13 protein-coding genes are annotated in these 16,019 nt (G+C 57.1%); 9 read left to right on the top strand and 4 right to left on the bottom strand.

The annotated features are described in order from the left end of the window. Positions 1-77: 77 nt before the first annotated feature. Complete coding sequence (dusA, locus tag WFN87_RS16710; RefSeq protein WP_336983319.1) at positions 78-1,082, top strand: tRNA dihydrouridine(20/20a) synthase DusA; 1,005 nt, start codon at positions 78-80, stop codon at positions 1,080-1,082. A gap of 208 nt (positions 1,083-1,290) precedes the next feature. Here dusA and WFN87_RS16705 read toward each other — a convergent pair whose 3' ends face one another. Further along, positions 1,291-2,274 carry a quinone oxidoreductase gene (locus WFN87_RS16705; RefSeq protein WP_336983320.1) on the bottom strand — a complete coding sequence of 328 codons (984 nt, stop codon included), beginning with the start codon at positions 2,272-2,274 and terminating at the stop codon, positions 1,291-1,293. Between the two features lie 79 nt (positions 2,275-2,353). Between WFN87_RS16705 and dnaB the strand changes: the two genes are divergently transcribed. The 5 genes from dnaB (at position 2,354) to WFN87_RS16680 (ending at position 7,677) form a co-directional block, all read left to right on the top strand. Next, positions 2,354-3,760, top strand: coding sequence for a replicative DNA helicase (dnaB, locus tag WFN87_RS16700; RefSeq protein WP_008455821.1), 1,407 nt, complete (start codon positions 2,354-2,356; stop codon positions 3,758-3,760). 163 nt (positions 3,761-3,923) lie between these two features. Then, positions 3,924-5,003 carry an alanine racemase gene (gene alr, locus WFN87_RS16695; protein ID WP_336983321.1) on the top strand — a complete coding sequence of 360 codons (1,080 nt, stop codon included), beginning with the start codon at positions 3,924-3,926 and terminating at the stop codon, positions 5,001-5,003. Positions 5,004-5,061: 58 nt separating this feature from the next. Then, positions 5,062-6,255 (top strand): amino acid aminotransferase, encoded by a 1,194-nt coding sequence (locus WFN87_RS16690; protein WP_336983322.1) that lies wholly within the window; start codon positions 5,062-5,064, stop codon positions 6,253-6,255. 216 nt (positions 6,256-6,471) lie between these two features. Then, positions 6,472-7,185 (top strand): acid phosphatase AphA, encoded by a 714-nt coding sequence (gene aphA, locus WFN87_RS16685; protein ID WP_008455816.1) that lies wholly within the window; start codon positions 6,472-6,474, stop codon positions 7,183-7,185. 138 nt (positions 7,186-7,323) lie between these two features. After that, a complete protein-coding gene (locus tag WFN87_RS16680; protein WP_166993077.1) occupies positions 7,324-7,677 on the top strand; it encodes an MmcQ/YjbR family DNA-binding protein in 354 nt (117 codons plus the stop codon). On the opposite strand, the gene uvrA is transcribed toward WFN87_RS16680, so the two are convergent. Beyond that, a complete protein-coding gene (gene uvrA, locus WFN87_RS16675; protein WP_008455814.1) occupies positions 7,678-10,503 on the bottom strand; it encodes an excinuclease ABC subunit UvrA in 2,826 nt (941 codons plus the stop codon). It lies immediately after the preceding gene. A gap of 233 nt (positions 10,504-10,736) precedes the next feature. Here uvrA and ssb1 point away from each other — a divergent pair, with 233 nt between their 5' ends. The 3 genes from ssb1 (at position 10,737) to WFN87_RS16660 (ending at position 13,007) form a co-directional block, all read left to right on the top strand. Then, the gene (gene ssb1, locus WFN87_RS16670) at positions 10,737-11,267 is read left to right on the top strand and encodes a single-stranded DNA-binding protein SSB1 (protein ID WP_008455813.1); all 531 of its coding nucleotides are present in this window, start codon (positions 10,737-10,739) and stop codon (positions 11,265-11,267) included. Positions 11,268-11,386: 119 nt separating this feature from the next. Continuing rightward, a complete protein-coding gene (locus tag WFN87_RS16665; protein ID WP_336983323.1) occupies positions 11,387-12,019 on the top strand; it encodes a hypothetical protein in 633 nt (210 codons plus the stop codon). Beyond that, on the top strand, positions 12,003-13,007 hold the full coding sequence (locus WFN87_RS16660; protein ID WP_336983324.1) for an alpha/beta hydrolase: 1,005 nt from the start codon (positions 12,003-12,005) through the stop codon (positions 13,005-13,007). Before WFN87_RS16665 ends, WFN87_RS16660 begins: the two co-directional genes overlap by 17 nt. A 50-nt stretch (positions 13,008-13,057) precedes the next feature. Here the strand turns inward: WFN87_RS16660 and WFN87_RS16655 are convergent, their stop codons facing one another. Together WFN87_RS16655 and WFN87_RS16650 are read right to left on the bottom strand one after the other, a co-directional pair. After that, positions 13,058-14,530 carry a pyridoxal phosphate-dependent decarboxylase family protein gene (locus WFN87_RS16655; protein ID WP_336983325.1) on the bottom strand — a complete coding sequence of 491 codons (1,473 nt, stop codon included), beginning with the start codon at positions 14,528-14,530 and terminating at the stop codon, positions 13,058-13,060. Between the two features lie 14 nt (positions 14,531-14,544). Beyond that, a complete protein-coding gene (locus WFN87_RS16650) occupies positions 14,545-15,930 on the bottom strand; it encodes a diaminobutyrate--2-oxoglutarate transaminase (protein ID WP_008455804.1) in 1,386 nt (461 codons plus the stop codon). Between the last annotated feature and the right edge of the window lie 89 nt (positions 15,931-16,019).

Raw genomic sequence — 16,019 nt, 5'->3', positions numbered from 1 at the left:
GCCGGGGCAGCCTGATGCCCCGGCGCTGCTTTATGCTATAGTAACGACCCTTTTTTAATCGTAGCCTGCGTAAACGTATGTCCTCACAAAGCAACCAGACTCCTTTCCAGCCGCACCGTTTCTCCAGTGCGCCGATGCTCGACTGGACCGATCGCCACTGCCGCTATTTCCTGCGTCAGCTGTCCCGCCACACGCTGCTGTACACCGAAATGGTGACCACCGGGGCGATCATCCACGGTAAAGGGGACTATCTGGCCTATAGCGAAGAAGAACATCCGATTGCGCTGCAGCTTGGCGGCAGTGATCCTCAGGCGCTGGCACACTGTGCGAAACTCGCCGAAGCGCGCGGCTACGATGAAATTAACCTGAACGTGGGCTGCCCGTCTGACCGGGTGCAGAACGGGCGTTTTGGTGCTTGCCTGATGGGTGAAGCGCAGCTGGTTGCCGATTGTATTAAAGCGATGCGCGATGTGGTTTCTATTCCGGTGACGGTAAAAACCCGCATCGGCATTGATGATCAGGACAGCTACGAATTTCTCTGCGATTTCATTGGCACTGTGGCAGGCAAGGGCGAATGCGAGATGTTTATCATCCACGCGCGTAAAGCCTGGCTCTCTGGCCTGAGCCCAAAAGAAAACCGTGAAATTCCACCGCTGGATTACCCGCGCGTGTACCAGCTCAAGCGTGATTTCCCGCAGCTCACCATGGCGATTAACGGCGGGATTAAGACGCTGGAAGAAGCGAAAACCCACCTCGAGCATCTCGATGGCGTGATGGTCGGGCGCGAGGCTTACCAAAACCCGGGCTTGCTGAAGACGGTTGACCGCGAAATTTTCGGGGCAGATGTTGCGGACAGCGATCCCGTTGCCGTGGTGCGAGCGATGTATCCATACATTGAACGCGAACTGGCAAACGGCACCTACCTGGGCCATGTAACTCGGCATATGCTTGGTTTATTCCAGGGAATACCGGGCGCGCGTCAGTGGCGCCGTTACTTAAGCGAAAACGCTCATAAAGCCGGGGCAGGCATTGAAGTGGTTGAACACGCGCTGTCTTTGGTTGCCGATAAGCGTCAGCTTTAGCCTTAAGGCCACCGGGAGAATTCAGGTATTGCGGAGCCGATCACAAGCCTGAACTTAATCCCGGTGGCGTCATTTCTTTTACTTATTAAATCTGCGACTATTCTTTTGCAGTAACAAGAATTCATCGCGCTGTACCCTACATACAGCACGAACAAAAAAGAAAGGGCTTCCTCCGGGAAGCCCTAATTCTTTCTGAATTTTGAGTGGGTTACGGAATTAACAGGCTTGAACCCTGCGTGGCACGGCTCTCCAGCGTCTGGTGTGCAAGCACCGCATCCTTCAGCGCAAATTTCTGGTTTTCCGCGACATTCACCTTAATCGCGCCGCTGGCGATCAGCGAAAACAACTCGTGGCAGGCTTCATCGAACTCGGCGCGGGTGGTGAGATAGCCGTTCAGAGAAGGGCGAGTCACGTACAGCGATCCCTTCTGGTTCAGAATGCCCAGGTTCACGCCGGTCACCGGCCCGGAAGAGTTACCAAAGCTCACCATCAGCCCACGGCGCTGCAGGCAATCCAGCGACGCTTCCCAGGTCTCTTTCCCGACGGAGTCATACACGACTGCCACTTTCTTGCCGCCGGTCAGCTCTTTGACGCGCTCAGAGATATTTTCGTGCTGATAGTTGATGGTTTGCCACGCCCCGGCCTGCAAAGCGCGATCGGCCTTTTGTGCTGAACCGACGGTACCAATCAGTTTGGCGCCCAGCGCTTTCGCCCACTGGCAGGCAATTAAGCCCACGCCGCCCGCCGCCGCGTGGAACAGGAAGGTTTCATTGGCTTTAATTTCGTAGGTTTTACGCAGCAGGTAAAACACGGTCAGGCCTTTCAGGAAAGAAGCTGCTGCCTGTTCGAAAGAGATAGCATCCGGGATTTTAGCGACTTTATCGGCTGGCGCATTGTGAACGCTGCTGTATGCGCCCAGGCCAGACTGCGCGTAAACAACGCGATCGCCAACCTTCAGGTGAGTGATTTTGCTGCCGACCTTGCTGACAACGCCAGCCGCTTCGGTACCCAGCCCGCTCGGGAGCGCCGGTGGCGGATAGAGCCCGCTGCGGATATAGGTATCAATGTAGTTAATACCTATCGCTTTATTCTCAACCTGAACTTCGTTCTCCGCCGGATCTTTCGGCGTAAACTCAAAGGCTTTCAATACTTCTGGCCCGCCGTGTTGGCTAAATTCGATGCGCGTTGCCATGGAAACTCCTTGTGTCGAAGAGTGACAAGAATGGTTATACTTCCCGGTCTCTCACTATGAATTTGGTAGCTCCCTCACTATGGCAGGAAATAAACCCTTCAACAAACCGAAAGAACCCCGCGACCGTCAGGTAGAAGGGCTGAAGATGCCGCCGCACTCGCTTGAGGCGGAGCAGTCGGTGTTGGGCGGTTTAATGCTGGATAACGAACGCTGGGACAACGTCGCCGAGCGCGTGGTCGCTAACGACTTCTTCAGCCGTCCGCACCGCATGATCTTTACCGAAATGCAGCGCCTGCTCGAAATGAGCAAACCCATCGACCTGATTACGCTTTCTGAATCCCTGGAGCTCCAGGGGCAGCTCGAGAGCGTCGGTGGTTTTGCTTATCTCGCGGAACTCTCTAAAAACACGCCAAGTGCGGCGAACATCAGTGCTTACGCGGATATCGTGCGCGAACGTGCGGTTGTGCGTGAAATGATTGCGGTCGCCAATGAAATTGCCGATGCCGGCTACGACCCGCAGGGGCGCACCAGTGAAGATTTGCTGGATCTGGCAGAATCCCGCGTTTTCCAGATTGCCGAAAACCGCGCTAACAAAGATGAAGGCCCGAAAAGCATCGACCAGATCCTGGAAGCCACGGTTTCCCGAATTGAGTCCCTCTACCAGACGCCGCACGACGGCGTCACGGGGGTGGATACCGGCTACCAGGATCTGAACAAGAAAACAGCGGGCCTCCAGCGCTCTGACCTGATTATCGTGGCCGCTCGTCCGTCGATGGGTAAAACCACTTTTGCGATGAACCTGTGCGAAAACGCCGCCATGCTGCAGGACAAACCGGTACTGATTTTCAGCCTCGAAATGCCCGGCGAGCAGATCATGATGCGTATGCTGGCGTCGCTGTCGCGCGTGGACCAGACCCGAATCCGTACCGGCCAGCTGGACGATGAGGACTGGGCGCGTATCTCCAGCACCATGGGCATTTTGCTCGAGAAGCGCAACATGTACATTGATGACTCTTCTGGCCTGACGCCAACCGAAGTGCGCTCCCGTGCCCGCCGTATCTACCGTGAGCATGAAGGTTTAAGCATGATCATGATTGACTACCTGCAGCTGATGCGCGTGCCGTCGCTGTCCGACAACCGTACGCTGGAGATCGCCGAGATTTCCCGCTCGCTCAAGGCGCTGGCAAAAGAACTTCAGGTTCCGGTGGTGGCGCTGTCGCAGCTTAACCGCTCCCTGGAACAGCGCGCCGACAAACGCCCGGTCAACTCTGACCTGCGTGAATCTGGGTCCATCGAGCAGGATGCCGACTTGATCATGTTTATCTATCGCGACGAGGTTTACCACGAAAACAGCGACCTGAAAGGTATCGCGGAAATCATCATCGGTAAGCAGCGTAACGGCCCGATCGGTACCGTACGCCTGACCTTTAACGGCCAGTGGTCACGCTTCGATAACTATGCCGGGCCGCAGTACGACGAAGAATAAAAATCCTCGTCATCCTTCAAGCCACAGCGGCGTGGGCTGCACTCTTACCCGAACCACTTACTTTAGTAAGCTCATTGGGCTGAGTTATTTTGCCGCCTTGCTGTGACCTGAATGATTTAGAGGATGGGTAGCATTTAATCCAAACACTGAGCAAGGAACGAACATGCAAGCGGCAACCGTCGTCATTAACCGCCGCGCTCTGCGACACAACCTGCAACGCCTCCGCGAACTGGCTCCGAACAGTCGCCTGGTGGCAGTCGTGAAAGCAAACGCCTATGGGCATGGTCTGCTGGAGACCGCCCGCACCTTAGAAAACGCCGATGCCTTCGGCGTGGCCCGCCTCGAAGAAGCCCTGCGCCTGCGGGAAGGTGGCATCACTAAACCCGTTCTGCTGCTGGAAGGGTTCTTCAATCCTGAAGACTTGCCGACGATTGCCGCCCAGAACTTCCAGACGGCGATCCACAGCATTCAACAGCTGGAAGCGCTAGAGCAGGCCGATCTCAGCCAGCCCATCACCGTCTGGATGAAGCTGGACACCGGGATGCACCGCCTCGGCGTGCGCCCGGAAGAGGCCGAAGCTTTCTATCAGCGCCTGGCCGCCTGCAAAAACGTCAGCCAGCCGGTAAACGTGGTGAGCCACTTTGCCCGTGCCGATGAGCCGGAGTCCGACGCCACCCCGCGCCAGCTCGATATCTTTAATTCTTTCACTGCAGGCAAGCCGGGGCAGCGCTCTATCGCCGCCTCGGGCGGCATTCTGCTGTGGCCCGACTCGCATATGGACTGGGTTCGCCCCGGCATCATCCTGTACGGCGTTTCGCCGCTGGAACAAAAGCCGTGGGGTGAAGACTTTGGTTTCCAGCCGGTGATGTCTTTAACCTCAAGCCTGATCGCGGTTCGCGGCCATAAAGCCGGGGAGCCGGTCGGCTACGGTGGGACCTGGACTGCCGAGCGTGACACCTGCCTTGGCGTGGTGGCTATGGGCTACGGTGACGGCTACCCGCGCAGCGCGCCGTCCGGCACGCCGGTGCTGATCAATGGTCGCCAAGTGCCCATTGTGGGGCGCGTTGCCATGGACATGATTTGCGTTGATTTAGGCCCGGATGCCGCCGATAAACCGGGCGATAGTGCAGTGCTGTGGGGGGAAGGTTTGCCGGTCGAACGCATCGCCGAATATTCGAATGTAAGTGCTTACGAACTTATCACTCGCCTGACTTCAAGGGTAACAATGAAGTATCTGGACTGAGTGTCCTCGCCTGGTTTACAGTGGAAATCCGCGAACTGTAAACCAGGAGAACCTCACCGTGTTTCAAAAAGTTGACGCCTATGCTGGCGACCCGATCCTTTCCCTCATGGAACGCTTTAAAGTCGATCCGCGCAGCGACAAGGTCAACCTCAGCATCGGCCTCTATTACAATGAAGACGGGGTGATCCCGCAGTTACAGGCCGTGGCAGAAGCAGAAGCTCGCCTGAACGCGCAGGCTCACGGCGCCTCTCTCTATTTACCGATGGAAGGCATGAACAGCTATCGTAGCGCCATCGCGCCGCTGCTGTTTGGTGCTAACCACCCGGCGCTGGTGGAAGGTCGCATTGCCACCGTGCAAACGCTCGGGGGGTCCGGTGCCTTAAAAATTGGCGCTGACTTCCTGAAAACCTATTTCCCTGATTCACAGGTATGGGTCAGCGATCCAACCTGGGAAAACCACGTCGCCATCTTTGAAGGCGCGGGTTTCACCGTGAATACTTACCCGTGGTTCGACAGCGCAACCAACGGCGTGCGCTTTGAGGCGCTGCTGGAAAAACTGAATACGCTGCCTGAACTTAGCATCGTGCTGCTGCACCCTTGCTGCCACAACCCAACCGGCTCGGATCTCACCGACAGCCAGTGGGATGCCGTCACGGAAATTCTTAAAGCACGCAACCTGATCCCGTTCCTCGACATCGCCTATCAGGGCTTTGGTGCGGGTATGGAGCAGGATGCCTATGCCATCCGCGCCATCGCCTCCTCCGGGCAGCCGATGCTGGTCAGCAATTCCTTCTCTAAAATCTTCTCTCTCTATGGCGAACGCGTGGGCGGGCTTTCCGTAGTTTGCGAAGACAGTGATGTCGCAGGGCGAGTGCTGGGTCAGCTCAAAGCTACCGTGCGCCGCAACTACTCCAGCCCGCCGAACTTTGGGGCGCAGGTTGTGGCGACCGTTCTGAATGACGAGAAGCTGAAAGCGAGCTGGATTGCGGAAGTGGAAACCATGCGCGTGCGTATTCTGGAAATGCGCCAGGTGCTGGTGGAAGTGCTGACTAAAGCTGTGCCGGGGCGCAACTTTGATTACCTGGTGAAACAGCGCGGCATGTTTAGCTACACCGGGCTAAGCGCGGCTCAGGCCGACCGCCTGCGTGATGAGTTTGGCATTTACCTGCTCACCAGCGGTCGTATCTGCGTTGCCGGGCTTAATCACAGCAACGTTCTGCGCGTGGCGCAAGCGTTCGCTGCAGTGATGTAAGTGCTCGCTAACTTTATTTAGTTACCGCATGTTCTCTTTTTCCTCTCCCGTTTGGGAGAGGAAATTCCTGCTCTATTCTGTGACCCTGCCTATTTTCTCTGACATAAAACTGAAAAAAATCTTTGTCGATCGGTCCCCGGCAGGTATGGTCGGAAGGCTTTATGGCAAGGCTGCTCATTTTAACAACGATTAAAAACAGAAAATAAAGGGAAAACAATGCGTAAGATCGCCCTGGCACTCAGTGCCGTCTGCCTGCTGGCAGGCTTCAATCATGCCGCTTTGGCAACCGAATCCGCCCCCGCTCCGCTGAATCCTGGCGTCACCGTGGCGCAACTGGCGCAACAGGTGCCAATCCACTGGGTTTCCGTGGCACAAATTGAAAATAGCCTGCTTGGCCGCGCGCCTATCGCCGTCGGGTTTGATATTGACGATACCGTGCTGTTTTCCAGCCCGGGCTTTTATCGCGGGCAAAAAGAGTTCTCGCCGGGTAAGCAGGACTACCTGAAAAACCCGGCTTTTTGGGAAAAGATGAACAACGGCTGGGATGACTTCAGCATGCCTAAAGAGGTGGCAAAAAGCCTGATCACCATGCACCTCAAGCGCGGCGACAGCGTGTACTTTGTGACCGGACGCAGCCAGACCAAAACCGAAACCGTCACCAAAACCCTGCAAAACGACTTCCTGATCCCGGAGCCGAGCGTCAATCCGGTGATCTTTGCCGGCGATAAAGAAGGCCAGAACACCAAAACGCAGTGGCTGAAAGAGAAGAAAATCAAAATCTTCTACGGCGATTCAGACAACGACATCACCGCGGCTCAGGACGTCGGCGCGCGCGGCATTCGTATCCTGCGAGCCTCCAACTCCAGCTACCAGCCGCTGCCGAAAGCAGGCTCGTTTGGCGAAGAGGTTATCGTCAACTCCGAATACTGATCCCGGCCAGAAAAGCGGCAGCTAACATAAATTGTCTGCCGTTTTTTTAATCAATTCCCTCGTCTGTTATCCGCTTTTGGCGCACACTTAATGCTGCCGCGAATGCTTCCGGTAAACGTTCAGGACGAGGAAATGAAGATGACCCATTCGGATCTTTTAGAGTACTGCATGAAAAAACCCGGCGCAGAGCAGAGCGTGCACAGCGACTGGAAGGCCACGCAAATCAAAGTCGGCGATGTGCTGTTTGCCATGGTGCATGCGGAGAACCAGCGCCCGGCAGTCTCCCTCAAAGCCACGCCCGATCTGGCAGACCTTCTGCGCCAGCAGCATCAGGACGTCTTCCCCAGCGCCCATTTGAATAAGGCGCACTGGAGCACGCTTTACCTGGACGGCTCGCTGCCCGGTTCGCAAATTTATTATCTGGTGGATGCTTCGTATCAGCAGGCGGTGGCATTGCTGCCTGAGCAGGTCAGGCAGCAATTGTCGGTTTGACTACTTCAGCAATGGCTTGAGGAAACGCGCGGTATGAGAAGCTTCGCAGGTGGCGACGGTTTCCGGCGTGCCGGAGACCAGGATCTCGCCGCCGCCGCTGCCGCCTTCCGGCCCTAAGTCCACAATCCAGTCTGCGGTTTTAATCACGTCGAGGTTGTGTTCAATCACCACAATGGTATTGCCCTGATCCCTGAGCTGATGCAGCACTTCCAGCAGTTGCTGGATATCCGCAAAGTGCAGGCCGGTGGTCGGCTCATCGAGGATATACAGCGTCTGGCCGGTGCCGCGCTTAGACAGCTCACGCGCCAGCTTAACGCGCTGTGCTTCACCGCCTGACAGCGTGGTCGCCGACTGGCCAAGCCGAATGTAGGACAGGCCCACGTCGATCAGCGTTTGCAGCTTACGTGCCAGCGCCGGAACGGCGTCGAAGAATTCGCGGGCATCTTCAATGGTCATATCCAGCACTTCGTGAATGCTTTTGCCTTTGTACTTAATCTCCAGCGTTTCACGGTTATAGCGTTTGCCTTTGCACTGGTCGCACGGCACGTAGATATCCGGCAGGAAGTGCATTTCGACTTTGATTACGCCGTCGCCCTGGCAGGCTTCGCAGCGCCCGCCGCGAACGTTGAAGCTAAAGCGCCCCGGCGTATAGCCGCGCGAGCGCGCTTCCGGTACGCCAGCAAACAGCTCGCGCACGGGGGTGAACACGCCGGTGTAGGTCGCCGGGTTGGAACGAGGTGTGCGGCCAATCGGGCTTTGGTCAATGTCGATGACCTTATCGAAGTGTTCCAGGCCCTGAACTTCACGGTACGGTGCCGGTTCGGCGATTGTCGCCCCGTTTAGCTGACGTTGGGCAATCGGGAACAGCGTGTCGTTAATCAGCGTCGACTTGCCGGAGCCGGATACCCCGGTAATACAGGTAAACAACCCCACCGGCAGCGTCAGCGTGACGTCCTTCAGGTTGTTCCCCTTCGCGCCGGAGAGCTTGAGCACTTTTGACGGATCGGCAGCAACGCGCTGTTTCGGCACCGCAATCTCGCGTTTGCCGCTGAGGAACTGCCCGGTCAGGGATTCCGGCACCGCAATAATATCCTTCATGGTGCCTTCCGCGACCACCTGGCCGCCGTGCACGCCCGCGCCTGGACCAATATCGATAATATGGTCGGCGGCGCGAATGGCGTCTTCGTCGTGCTCAACCACAATCACCGTGTTGCCGAGGTTACGCAGGTGAATCAGCGTTTCCAGCAGGCGCTCGTTATCGCGCTGGTGCAGGCCGATGGACGGCTCATCCAGCACGTACATCACGCCAACCAACCCGGCGCCAATCTGGCTTGCCAGACGAATACGTTGGGCTTCACCACCGGACAGCGTTTCTGCCGAACGGGAGAGAGAAAGGTAGTTCAGGCCGACGTTCACCAGGAACTTCAGGCGATCGCCGATCTCTTTCAGCACTTTTTCCGCGATTTGCGCCCGCTGGCCGCTGAGCTTCATGTTCTGGAAGAATTCCATCGCATGGCCGATGCTCATATCAGAAATCGTTGGCAGCGCGGTATTTTCTACAAATACATGGCGCGCTTCACGGCGCAGGCGCGTCCCTTCGCAGCTGGTGCAGGGGCGGTTGCTGATGAATTTCGCCAGCTCTTCGCGCACGGCGGAAGATTCGGTTTCTTTGTAGCGACGCTCCATGTTGTGCAGCACGCCTTCGAACGGATGGCGGCGCACGGAGGTGTCCCCGCGGTCGTTCATGTACTTGAATTCGATTGTTTCTTTGCCCGAGCCGTGCAGCACAACTTTCTTCACCGCGTCGCTCAGCTCGTTCCACGGGGCTTCCACGTCGAACTTATAGTGATCGGCCAGCGAGCGCAGCATGGTGAAGTAATAGAAGTTACGGCGGTCCCAGCCACGGATAGCGCCACCGGCCAGCGACAGCTCGCCGTTTTGCACCACGCGATCGGGATCGAAATATTGCTGTACGCCCAGGCCGTCGCAGGTCGGGCAGGCACCGGCCGGGTTGTTAAAGGAGAACAGGCGCGGTTCCAGCTCGCGCATGCTGTAGCCGCAGACCGGGCAGGCAAAGTTGGCGGAGAACAGCAGCTCTTCCGCTTTTTCATCGTCCATGTCGGCGACAACGGCAGACCCGCCGGACAGCTCCAGCGCGGTTTCAAACGACTCGGCCAGGCGCTGGGCGATGTCTTCACGTACCTTAAAGCGGTCGACGACCACTTCAATGGTGTGCTTTTTCTGTAGCTCCAATTTTGGCGGATCGGACAGGTCGCAGACTTCGCCGTCGATGCGCGCCCGGATATAGCCCTGGCTGGCCAGGTTTTCCAGCGTTTTGGCGTGTTCGCCTTTGCGATCTTTAATGATCGGCGCGAGTAGCATCAGGCGCTTGCCTTCCGGCTGCGCAAGCACGTTATCCACCATCTGGCTGACGGTTTGGGCCGCGAGCGGGATGTCGTGATCCGGGCAGCGCGGTTCGCCTACGCGGGCGTAAAGCAGACGCAGGTAGTCATGGATTTCCGTGATGGTGCCGACGGTGGAACGCGGGTTATGGGACGTGGATTTCTGTTCAATAGAAATCGCAGGAGACAACCCTTCGATATGGTCGACGTCCGGCTTCTCCATCAGCGACAGGAACTGACGCGCGTAAGCCGAAAGGGACTCAACGTAGCGACGCTGCCCTTCCGCGTACAGGGTGTCGAATGCCAGCGAGGATTTGCCTGAACCCGAAAGCCCGGTGACAACAATCAGTTTGTCGCGCGGGATGACGAGGTTGATATTTTTGAGATTGTGGGTGCGGGCGCCCCGAACTTCGATCTTATCCATTCACCTTTCCCGGAATAATGACTGCATGCGCCTGGTATGTATAGAGGTACAACCGACGGCCAGAAACGGCTAATTATGACACAATAAAACCTGAATGAATATCCAGTGTTTTAATGAAACGAGCTATACTTAGCCGACATTCTGGAATGTCCCTCGCAGCTATAAACATTGTGGGTGGCATAGTGTAGAATCCCCGGTTTAGACTATTTAAAAACGTTTCAGGAGACACGAACATGGCCAGCAGAGGCGTAAACAAGGTGATTCTCGTTGGGAATCTGGGTCAGGACCCGGAAGTACGCTACATGCCAAATGGGGGCGCTGTCGCCAACATTACACTGGCCACGTCAGAGTCCTGGCGTGATAAGCAAACCGGCGAAACCAAAGAAAAAACCGAGTGGCACCGCGTGGTGCTGTTCGGCAAACTGGCCGAAGTGGCCGGTGAATACCTGCGTAAAGGCTCTCAGGTTTACATCGAAGGCGCACTGCAAACCCGTAAATGGACCGACCAGGCTGGTGTAGAAAAATACACTACCGAAGTTGTGGTTAACGTGGGCGGCACCATGCAGATGCTCGGCGGCCGTCAGGGCGGCGGCGCTCCGGCAGGCGGCAACGGCGGCCAGCAGCAGGGCGGTTGGGGTCAGCCTCAGCAACCACAGGGCGGCAACCAGTTCAGCGGCGGCGCACAGTCTCGTCCGCAGCAGCAGAGCGCGCCAGCGCCATCTAACGAACCGCCAATGGATTTCGACGACGATATCCCGTTCTGATCCCCTCAGGGTGTAACCCTGTACGTGACGAACAAATAAAACCCTGCCTCGCAGGGTTTTTTTCTATTATGGCGGCATGAAATCTGCCGGACAGGCGGCCCTCGGATAAGGAAGATACCGTGGCATTTTTAGGTTTTGTCAGTGAGAGAGCGTGTCGGCGTCAGGCGGACGCCACGCCATGGCTGCCTTCATTTAGCTTTTATGAAAAGCATCTCTCCCCGCCTATTGAAGGTTCGCCTGAAGCCATTATTCAGGCCGTTCTGGCGCTGAATATGGAAGACGATCCGGTTATTCGTCGGCTACTCCGTTTGCGCCAGCTCCCTCGCCGCCTGCGCCGGGCGTTGTTTAAGCCAGAGAGCACGGAACCATCCGATACCTTCGGGTTTGGCTCTTTCACTCTGCTGCATCAAAGCAGCCAGGAAGTCTCTTTTGGTTTGGCCGGGCGTTTCTGGCGACCGTTGCTTGACGTCGAGTCTCTGAAAGATGCCGAAGCCTTCAAGCATTTTGCCGACTCACGCGCGGCTAAGCTGGTCTTGCGCTTTGATGTCACGCCTGAGAACAACGGCTCGGCGGTATTACGTACCGAAACCTTTGTCTATTGCCCAACGCCGCGCGTGAAAGCCCTGTTCGCTCTCTATTGGATGCTCATTCGTCCGGCCAGCGGCTGGATCAGGCGGCGCACGCTACTCTCTATCCAGCGAAAGCTGGCGGCAGACACTAATCACAGGTCAGGCAATGACAGACAAATTTGATGGCGTTCTGCGCCCCGAGCACATTATCCCGTTCCCTGATTCCATCAGTGAGGAGGCACAGGCCGCTCTGCGTCGCCAGGTTGACGAGAACGGTGTGCCCCACAACGCGCAATTTACGATGCCATCCCACACCGATGGTGAAGCCTGGAAGCAGATTCAGGCCACTTCGGCGGCCTGGTATGCCGAAGCCATGAAATCCCGGCCAGCGAGCGATGAGCCGGACCCACAAACACTGCAGATTGAGCAGGCTACGGTGCATGTTGCCACGCCAGGCGCGCTGGCTTCAGAACATCACGTTCTGGTGGATCTGCACGGCGGGGCGTTTACCTTTGGCGGGGGGGAAGCCTGCAAGGCCAGTGCCAGCACCCAGGCTGTGCAGTATGGGCTTCGTTGCTATAGCGTCGATTACCGAATGCCGCCCGAGCATCCTTATCCGGCTGCGCTGGATGATTGCCTGGCCATATACCGTTACCTGCTCGAGCAATATGCCCCGGAAAATATCGTGATTGCCGGGCGTTCGGCTGGTGGGAATCTCGCCGCTGCGATGGTGCTGCGGGCGCTTGATGAAGGCTTGCCGTTGCCAGGCGCCTTAGTGCTGCTGTCCCCGGAGGCAGATCTGACCGAGTCCGGCGACAGCTTCCAGGTGAACCAACTTGTGGATGTGGTACTGCCGGGATCGTTGAGGGAAAACAACCTGCTTTATGCCGCGGGGGCTGGGTTAACGCATCCTTATCTTTCGCCGCTGTTTGGCGATTTTACCCGTGGTTTCCCGGCAACAATGATTCAAAGCGGCACGCGGGATTTATTCCTGTCGAATGCGGTGAGGCTGCACCGGGTGTTGAGAAAAGCGAACGTTGAAGCCGAGCTGCACGTCTTTGAGGCGATGCCGCACGGTGGATTTATGGGAACGCCTGAAGACAGAGAGCTGGTGGAAGAAGTGGCGAAATTTATTCGCCGCCAGCTCAGGCTGGAGAACTCAAAGCAATAAAAAAGCCGGCGGCGAGGGATCGCGACCGGCTTTTATTCATTCGCAAAAAATTACGCGTTAAGCAGCGGCTCTGCGGTTTTCTCCACCAGCGCCAGCAGGACTTTGACATCCTCCAGGGTGACGGTTGGGTTCAGCAGGGTCAGCTTCAGGCAGGTCACGCCGTTATGCTCGGTCACGCCAACGTTCGCGCGGCCAGACTCCAGCAGCGCATCACCGATTTTCTGGTTCAGCAGCGCGATTTCCGCATCGCTGCGGCCAGCCAGGCTTGCCGGACGGAAGCGGAACAGCACGCTCGCCAGCTGAGGCTGCATCACCAGCTCCAGAGAAGCGTGGTCAGCCACATAGGCCGCCACATTCTTCGCCATGGTCACACCATGATCGATGATTTCAGCGTACTGTTTCTGGCCCAGCGCTTCGAGGCCCATCCACAGCTTCAGAGCGTCAAAGCGGCGGGTGGTCTGCAGCGACTTGGACACCAGGTTCGGTACGCCTTGCTCTTCGTCGAACTCGGAGTTCAGGTAGGCCGCCTGGTAGCGCATCAGCTCGTAGTGGCGAGCATCTTTCAGCAGGAACGCGCCGCAGCTGATGGTCTGGAAGAACTGCTTGTGGAAGTCCAGGGTAACGGAATCCACCAGCTCCAGGCCGTTCAGGTAATCACGATACTTCTCGGACAGCAGCAGTGCGCCGCCCCAGGCTGCATCAACGTGTACCCAAATCTGGTGCTCTGCGGCCAGCTTCGCGATGTCGCTCAGCGGGTCGATAGCGCCTGCATCGGTCGTACCGGCAGTGGCGACGATAGCCATGATCTGCTCGCCGTTCGCTTGCGCCTGGGCGATTTTAGCCGCCAGGTCGGTAACGTCCATGCGGGCAAACTCATCGGTTTTCACCAGCGTGACTGACTGGTAGCCCATGCCCATCAGCGCCATGTTTTTCTGCACGGAGAAGTGGGCATTTTCAGAGCACAGTACTCTGATTTTGCGGATATCACCGGTCAGGCCGTCCTGCTGGACAGAGTGGCCCTGGCGCGCAAAGTAAGCGTCACGCGCCAGCATCAGGCCCATCAGGTTGCTCTGGGTCCCGCCGCTGGTGAACACGCCCGCGTCGCCAGGCTGATAACCGACCTGCGCGCGCAGCCATTCGATCAGCTTCATCTCAATGATGGTCGCCGACGGGCTTTGGTCCCAGGAGTCCATGCTCTGGTTGGTGGCGTTGATCAGCACTTCTGCGGCCTGGCTAACCACCAGGCTTGGGCAGTGCAGGTGCGCCACGCACTGCGGGTGATGCACCAGCAGGCTGTCTTTTAAGAAATACTCAATCGCGCGTTCAATCGCGACCTGGTTGCCCAGGCCCTGAGGATTGAAGTCGAGCTGAATGCGTTCTTTCAGCTCGGCGACGGTTTTGCCCTGGTACATCTGGGGCTGCTGCAGCCATTCCACTACGGCCTGGCTGGTCTGGGCGATCGCCTGCTGGTATTCCTCAATGCTCTGGGCAGAGGAGGCCAGAATCGGGTTAGATCGGGACATATTTATTACTCCAGTCAGACAGCTTTTGCGCCAGCGGCTAACAAGGCTTTTTCAAATTTACTCAGGAAGATTTCCAGCTCGTCGTCGCTGATCAGCAGGGACGGCAGCAGGCGCAGCACGCAGCCGTTACGGCCACCGCGCTCCAGAATCAGGCCCGCTTCGAAGCATTTTTTCTGAATCAGAGCAGACAGCGCGCCGTCAGCCGGGTAGCAACCCATGTGATCCTGTGCTTCTTCTGGCTTCACGATCTCAATGCCGAGCATCAGGCCCAGGCCGCGAACGTGGCCGATAGCCGGGTAGCGTTTCTGCAGATCGTACAGTTTGCCTTTCAGCCATTCGCCCTGAGCGGCAACTTTGTCTGCGACTTTGTTGTCTTTCAGGTACTTCAGGGTGGTCAGGCCGGTGGCCATTGCCAGCTGGTTGCCGCGGAAGGTGCCGGTGTGGTGGCCAGGTTCCCAGGCATCGATCTCTTTTCTCAGGCCCAATACGGCCAGCGGCAGACCGCCACCAACGGCTTTGGACATCACGATGATGTCTGGCTCAATGCCAGCGTGTTCGTAGGCGAACAGCTTGCCGGTACGGGCAAAGCCAGCCTGAACTTCATCGATGATCAGCACGATGCCGTGCTCTTTGGTCACTTTGCGGATGCGCTGCAGCCACTCTGCAGGCGCCGGGTTCACGCCGCCTTCGCCCTGAACCGCTTCGAGGATCACGGCCGCAGGTTTGCGCACGCCGCTTTCAACGTCGTTGATCAGGTTGTCGAAGTAATAGGTCAGCGCTTTCACGCCCGCGTCGCCGCCAATGCCCAGCGGGCAGCGGTATTCGTGCGGGTATGGCAGGAACTGTACTTCCGGCATCAGGCCGTTGATGGCCGCTTTCGGAGACAGGTTGCCGGTCACGGACAGCGCGCCGTGGGTCATCCCGTGGTAGCCGCCGGAGAAGCTGATTACGCCGCTGCGGCCAGTGTGTTTCTTCGCCAGCTTGATAGCGGCTTCTACTGCGTCCGCGCCGGATGGGCCGCAGAACTGTAGGCAGTACTCTTTACCCTGGCTCGGCAGTAAAGAGAGCAGGTATTCTGAGAACTCGTCTTTTAACGGCGTAGTCAGATCCAAAGTATGTAACGGCAAGCCGCTGGTAATGACGTTTTGGATGCTTTGCAGGATGTCAGGATGGTTGTGGCCAAGCGCCAACGTGCCCGCACCGGCCAGACAGTCAAGGTAGCGGTTACCTTCCACGTCGATGATCCAGGCGCCCTGGGCTTTGGCTATAGCGAACGGTAATTTGCGCGGGTAACTTCTGACATTCGATTCGAATTCAGCCTGTCGTGCCAAATAGGTTTCGTTGGTAGCGTTTGCAGATTTTGCATCTAAAGTATCAATACGGACTTTATCCGTCATCATATCTCTCCTACAACCGTCGGCATGAGCGCAGCGGCTGAATTAAGTAAACAATACTCGTCATGCTTCAAGTTGAAACTCGAATTATCCAG

The organism is Cedecea sp. AS113, from assembly GCF_037152415.1.
Classification (GTDB): domain Bacteria; phylum Pseudomonadota; class Gammaproteobacteria; order Enterobacterales; family Enterobacteriaceae; genus Cedecea.
This window is presented reverse-complemented; position numbering and strand designations above follow the sequence as displayed.

Coding starts and splice junctions, on each gene's coding strand:
- dusA (WP_336983319.1), top strand. CDS start 78: ATGTCCTCACAAAGCAACCAGACTCCTTTCCAGCCGCACCGTTTCTCC.
- WFN87_RS16705 (WP_336983320.1), bottom strand. CDS start 2,274: ATGGCAACGCGCATCGAATTTAGCCAACACGGCGGGCCAGAAGTATTG.
- dnaB (WP_008455821.1), top strand. CDS start 2,354: ATGGCAGGAAATAAACCCTTCAACAAACCGAAAGAACCCCGCGACCGT.
- alr (WP_336983321.1), top strand. CDS start 3,924: ATGCAAGCGGCAACCGTCGTCATTAACCGCCGCGCTCTGCGACACAAC.
- aphA (WP_008455816.1), top strand. CDS start 6,472: ATGCGTAAGATCGCCCTGGCACTCAGTGCCGTCTGCCTGCTGGCAGGC.
- WFN87_RS16680 (WP_166993077.1), top strand. CDS start 7,324: ATGACCCATTCGGATCTTTTAGAGTACTGCATGAAAAAACCCGGCGCA.
- uvrA (WP_008455814.1), bottom strand. CDS start 10,503: ATGGATAAGATCGAAGTTCGGGGCGCCCGCACCCACAATCTCAAAAAT.
- ssb1 (WP_008455813.1), top strand. CDS start 10,737: ATGGCCAGCAGAGGCGTAAACAAGGTGATTCTCGTTGGGAATCTGGGT.
- WFN87_RS16660 (WP_336983324.1), top strand. CDS start 12,003: ATGACAGACAAATTTGATGGCGTTCTGCGCCCCGAGCACATTATCCCG.
- WFN87_RS16655 (WP_336983325.1), bottom strand. CDS start 14,530: ATGTCCCGATCTAACCCGATTCTGGCCTCCTCTGCCCAGAGCATTGAG.
- WFN87_RS16650 (WP_008455804.1), bottom strand. CDS start 15,930: ATGATGACGGATAAAGTCCGTATTGATACTTTAGATGCAAAATCTGCA.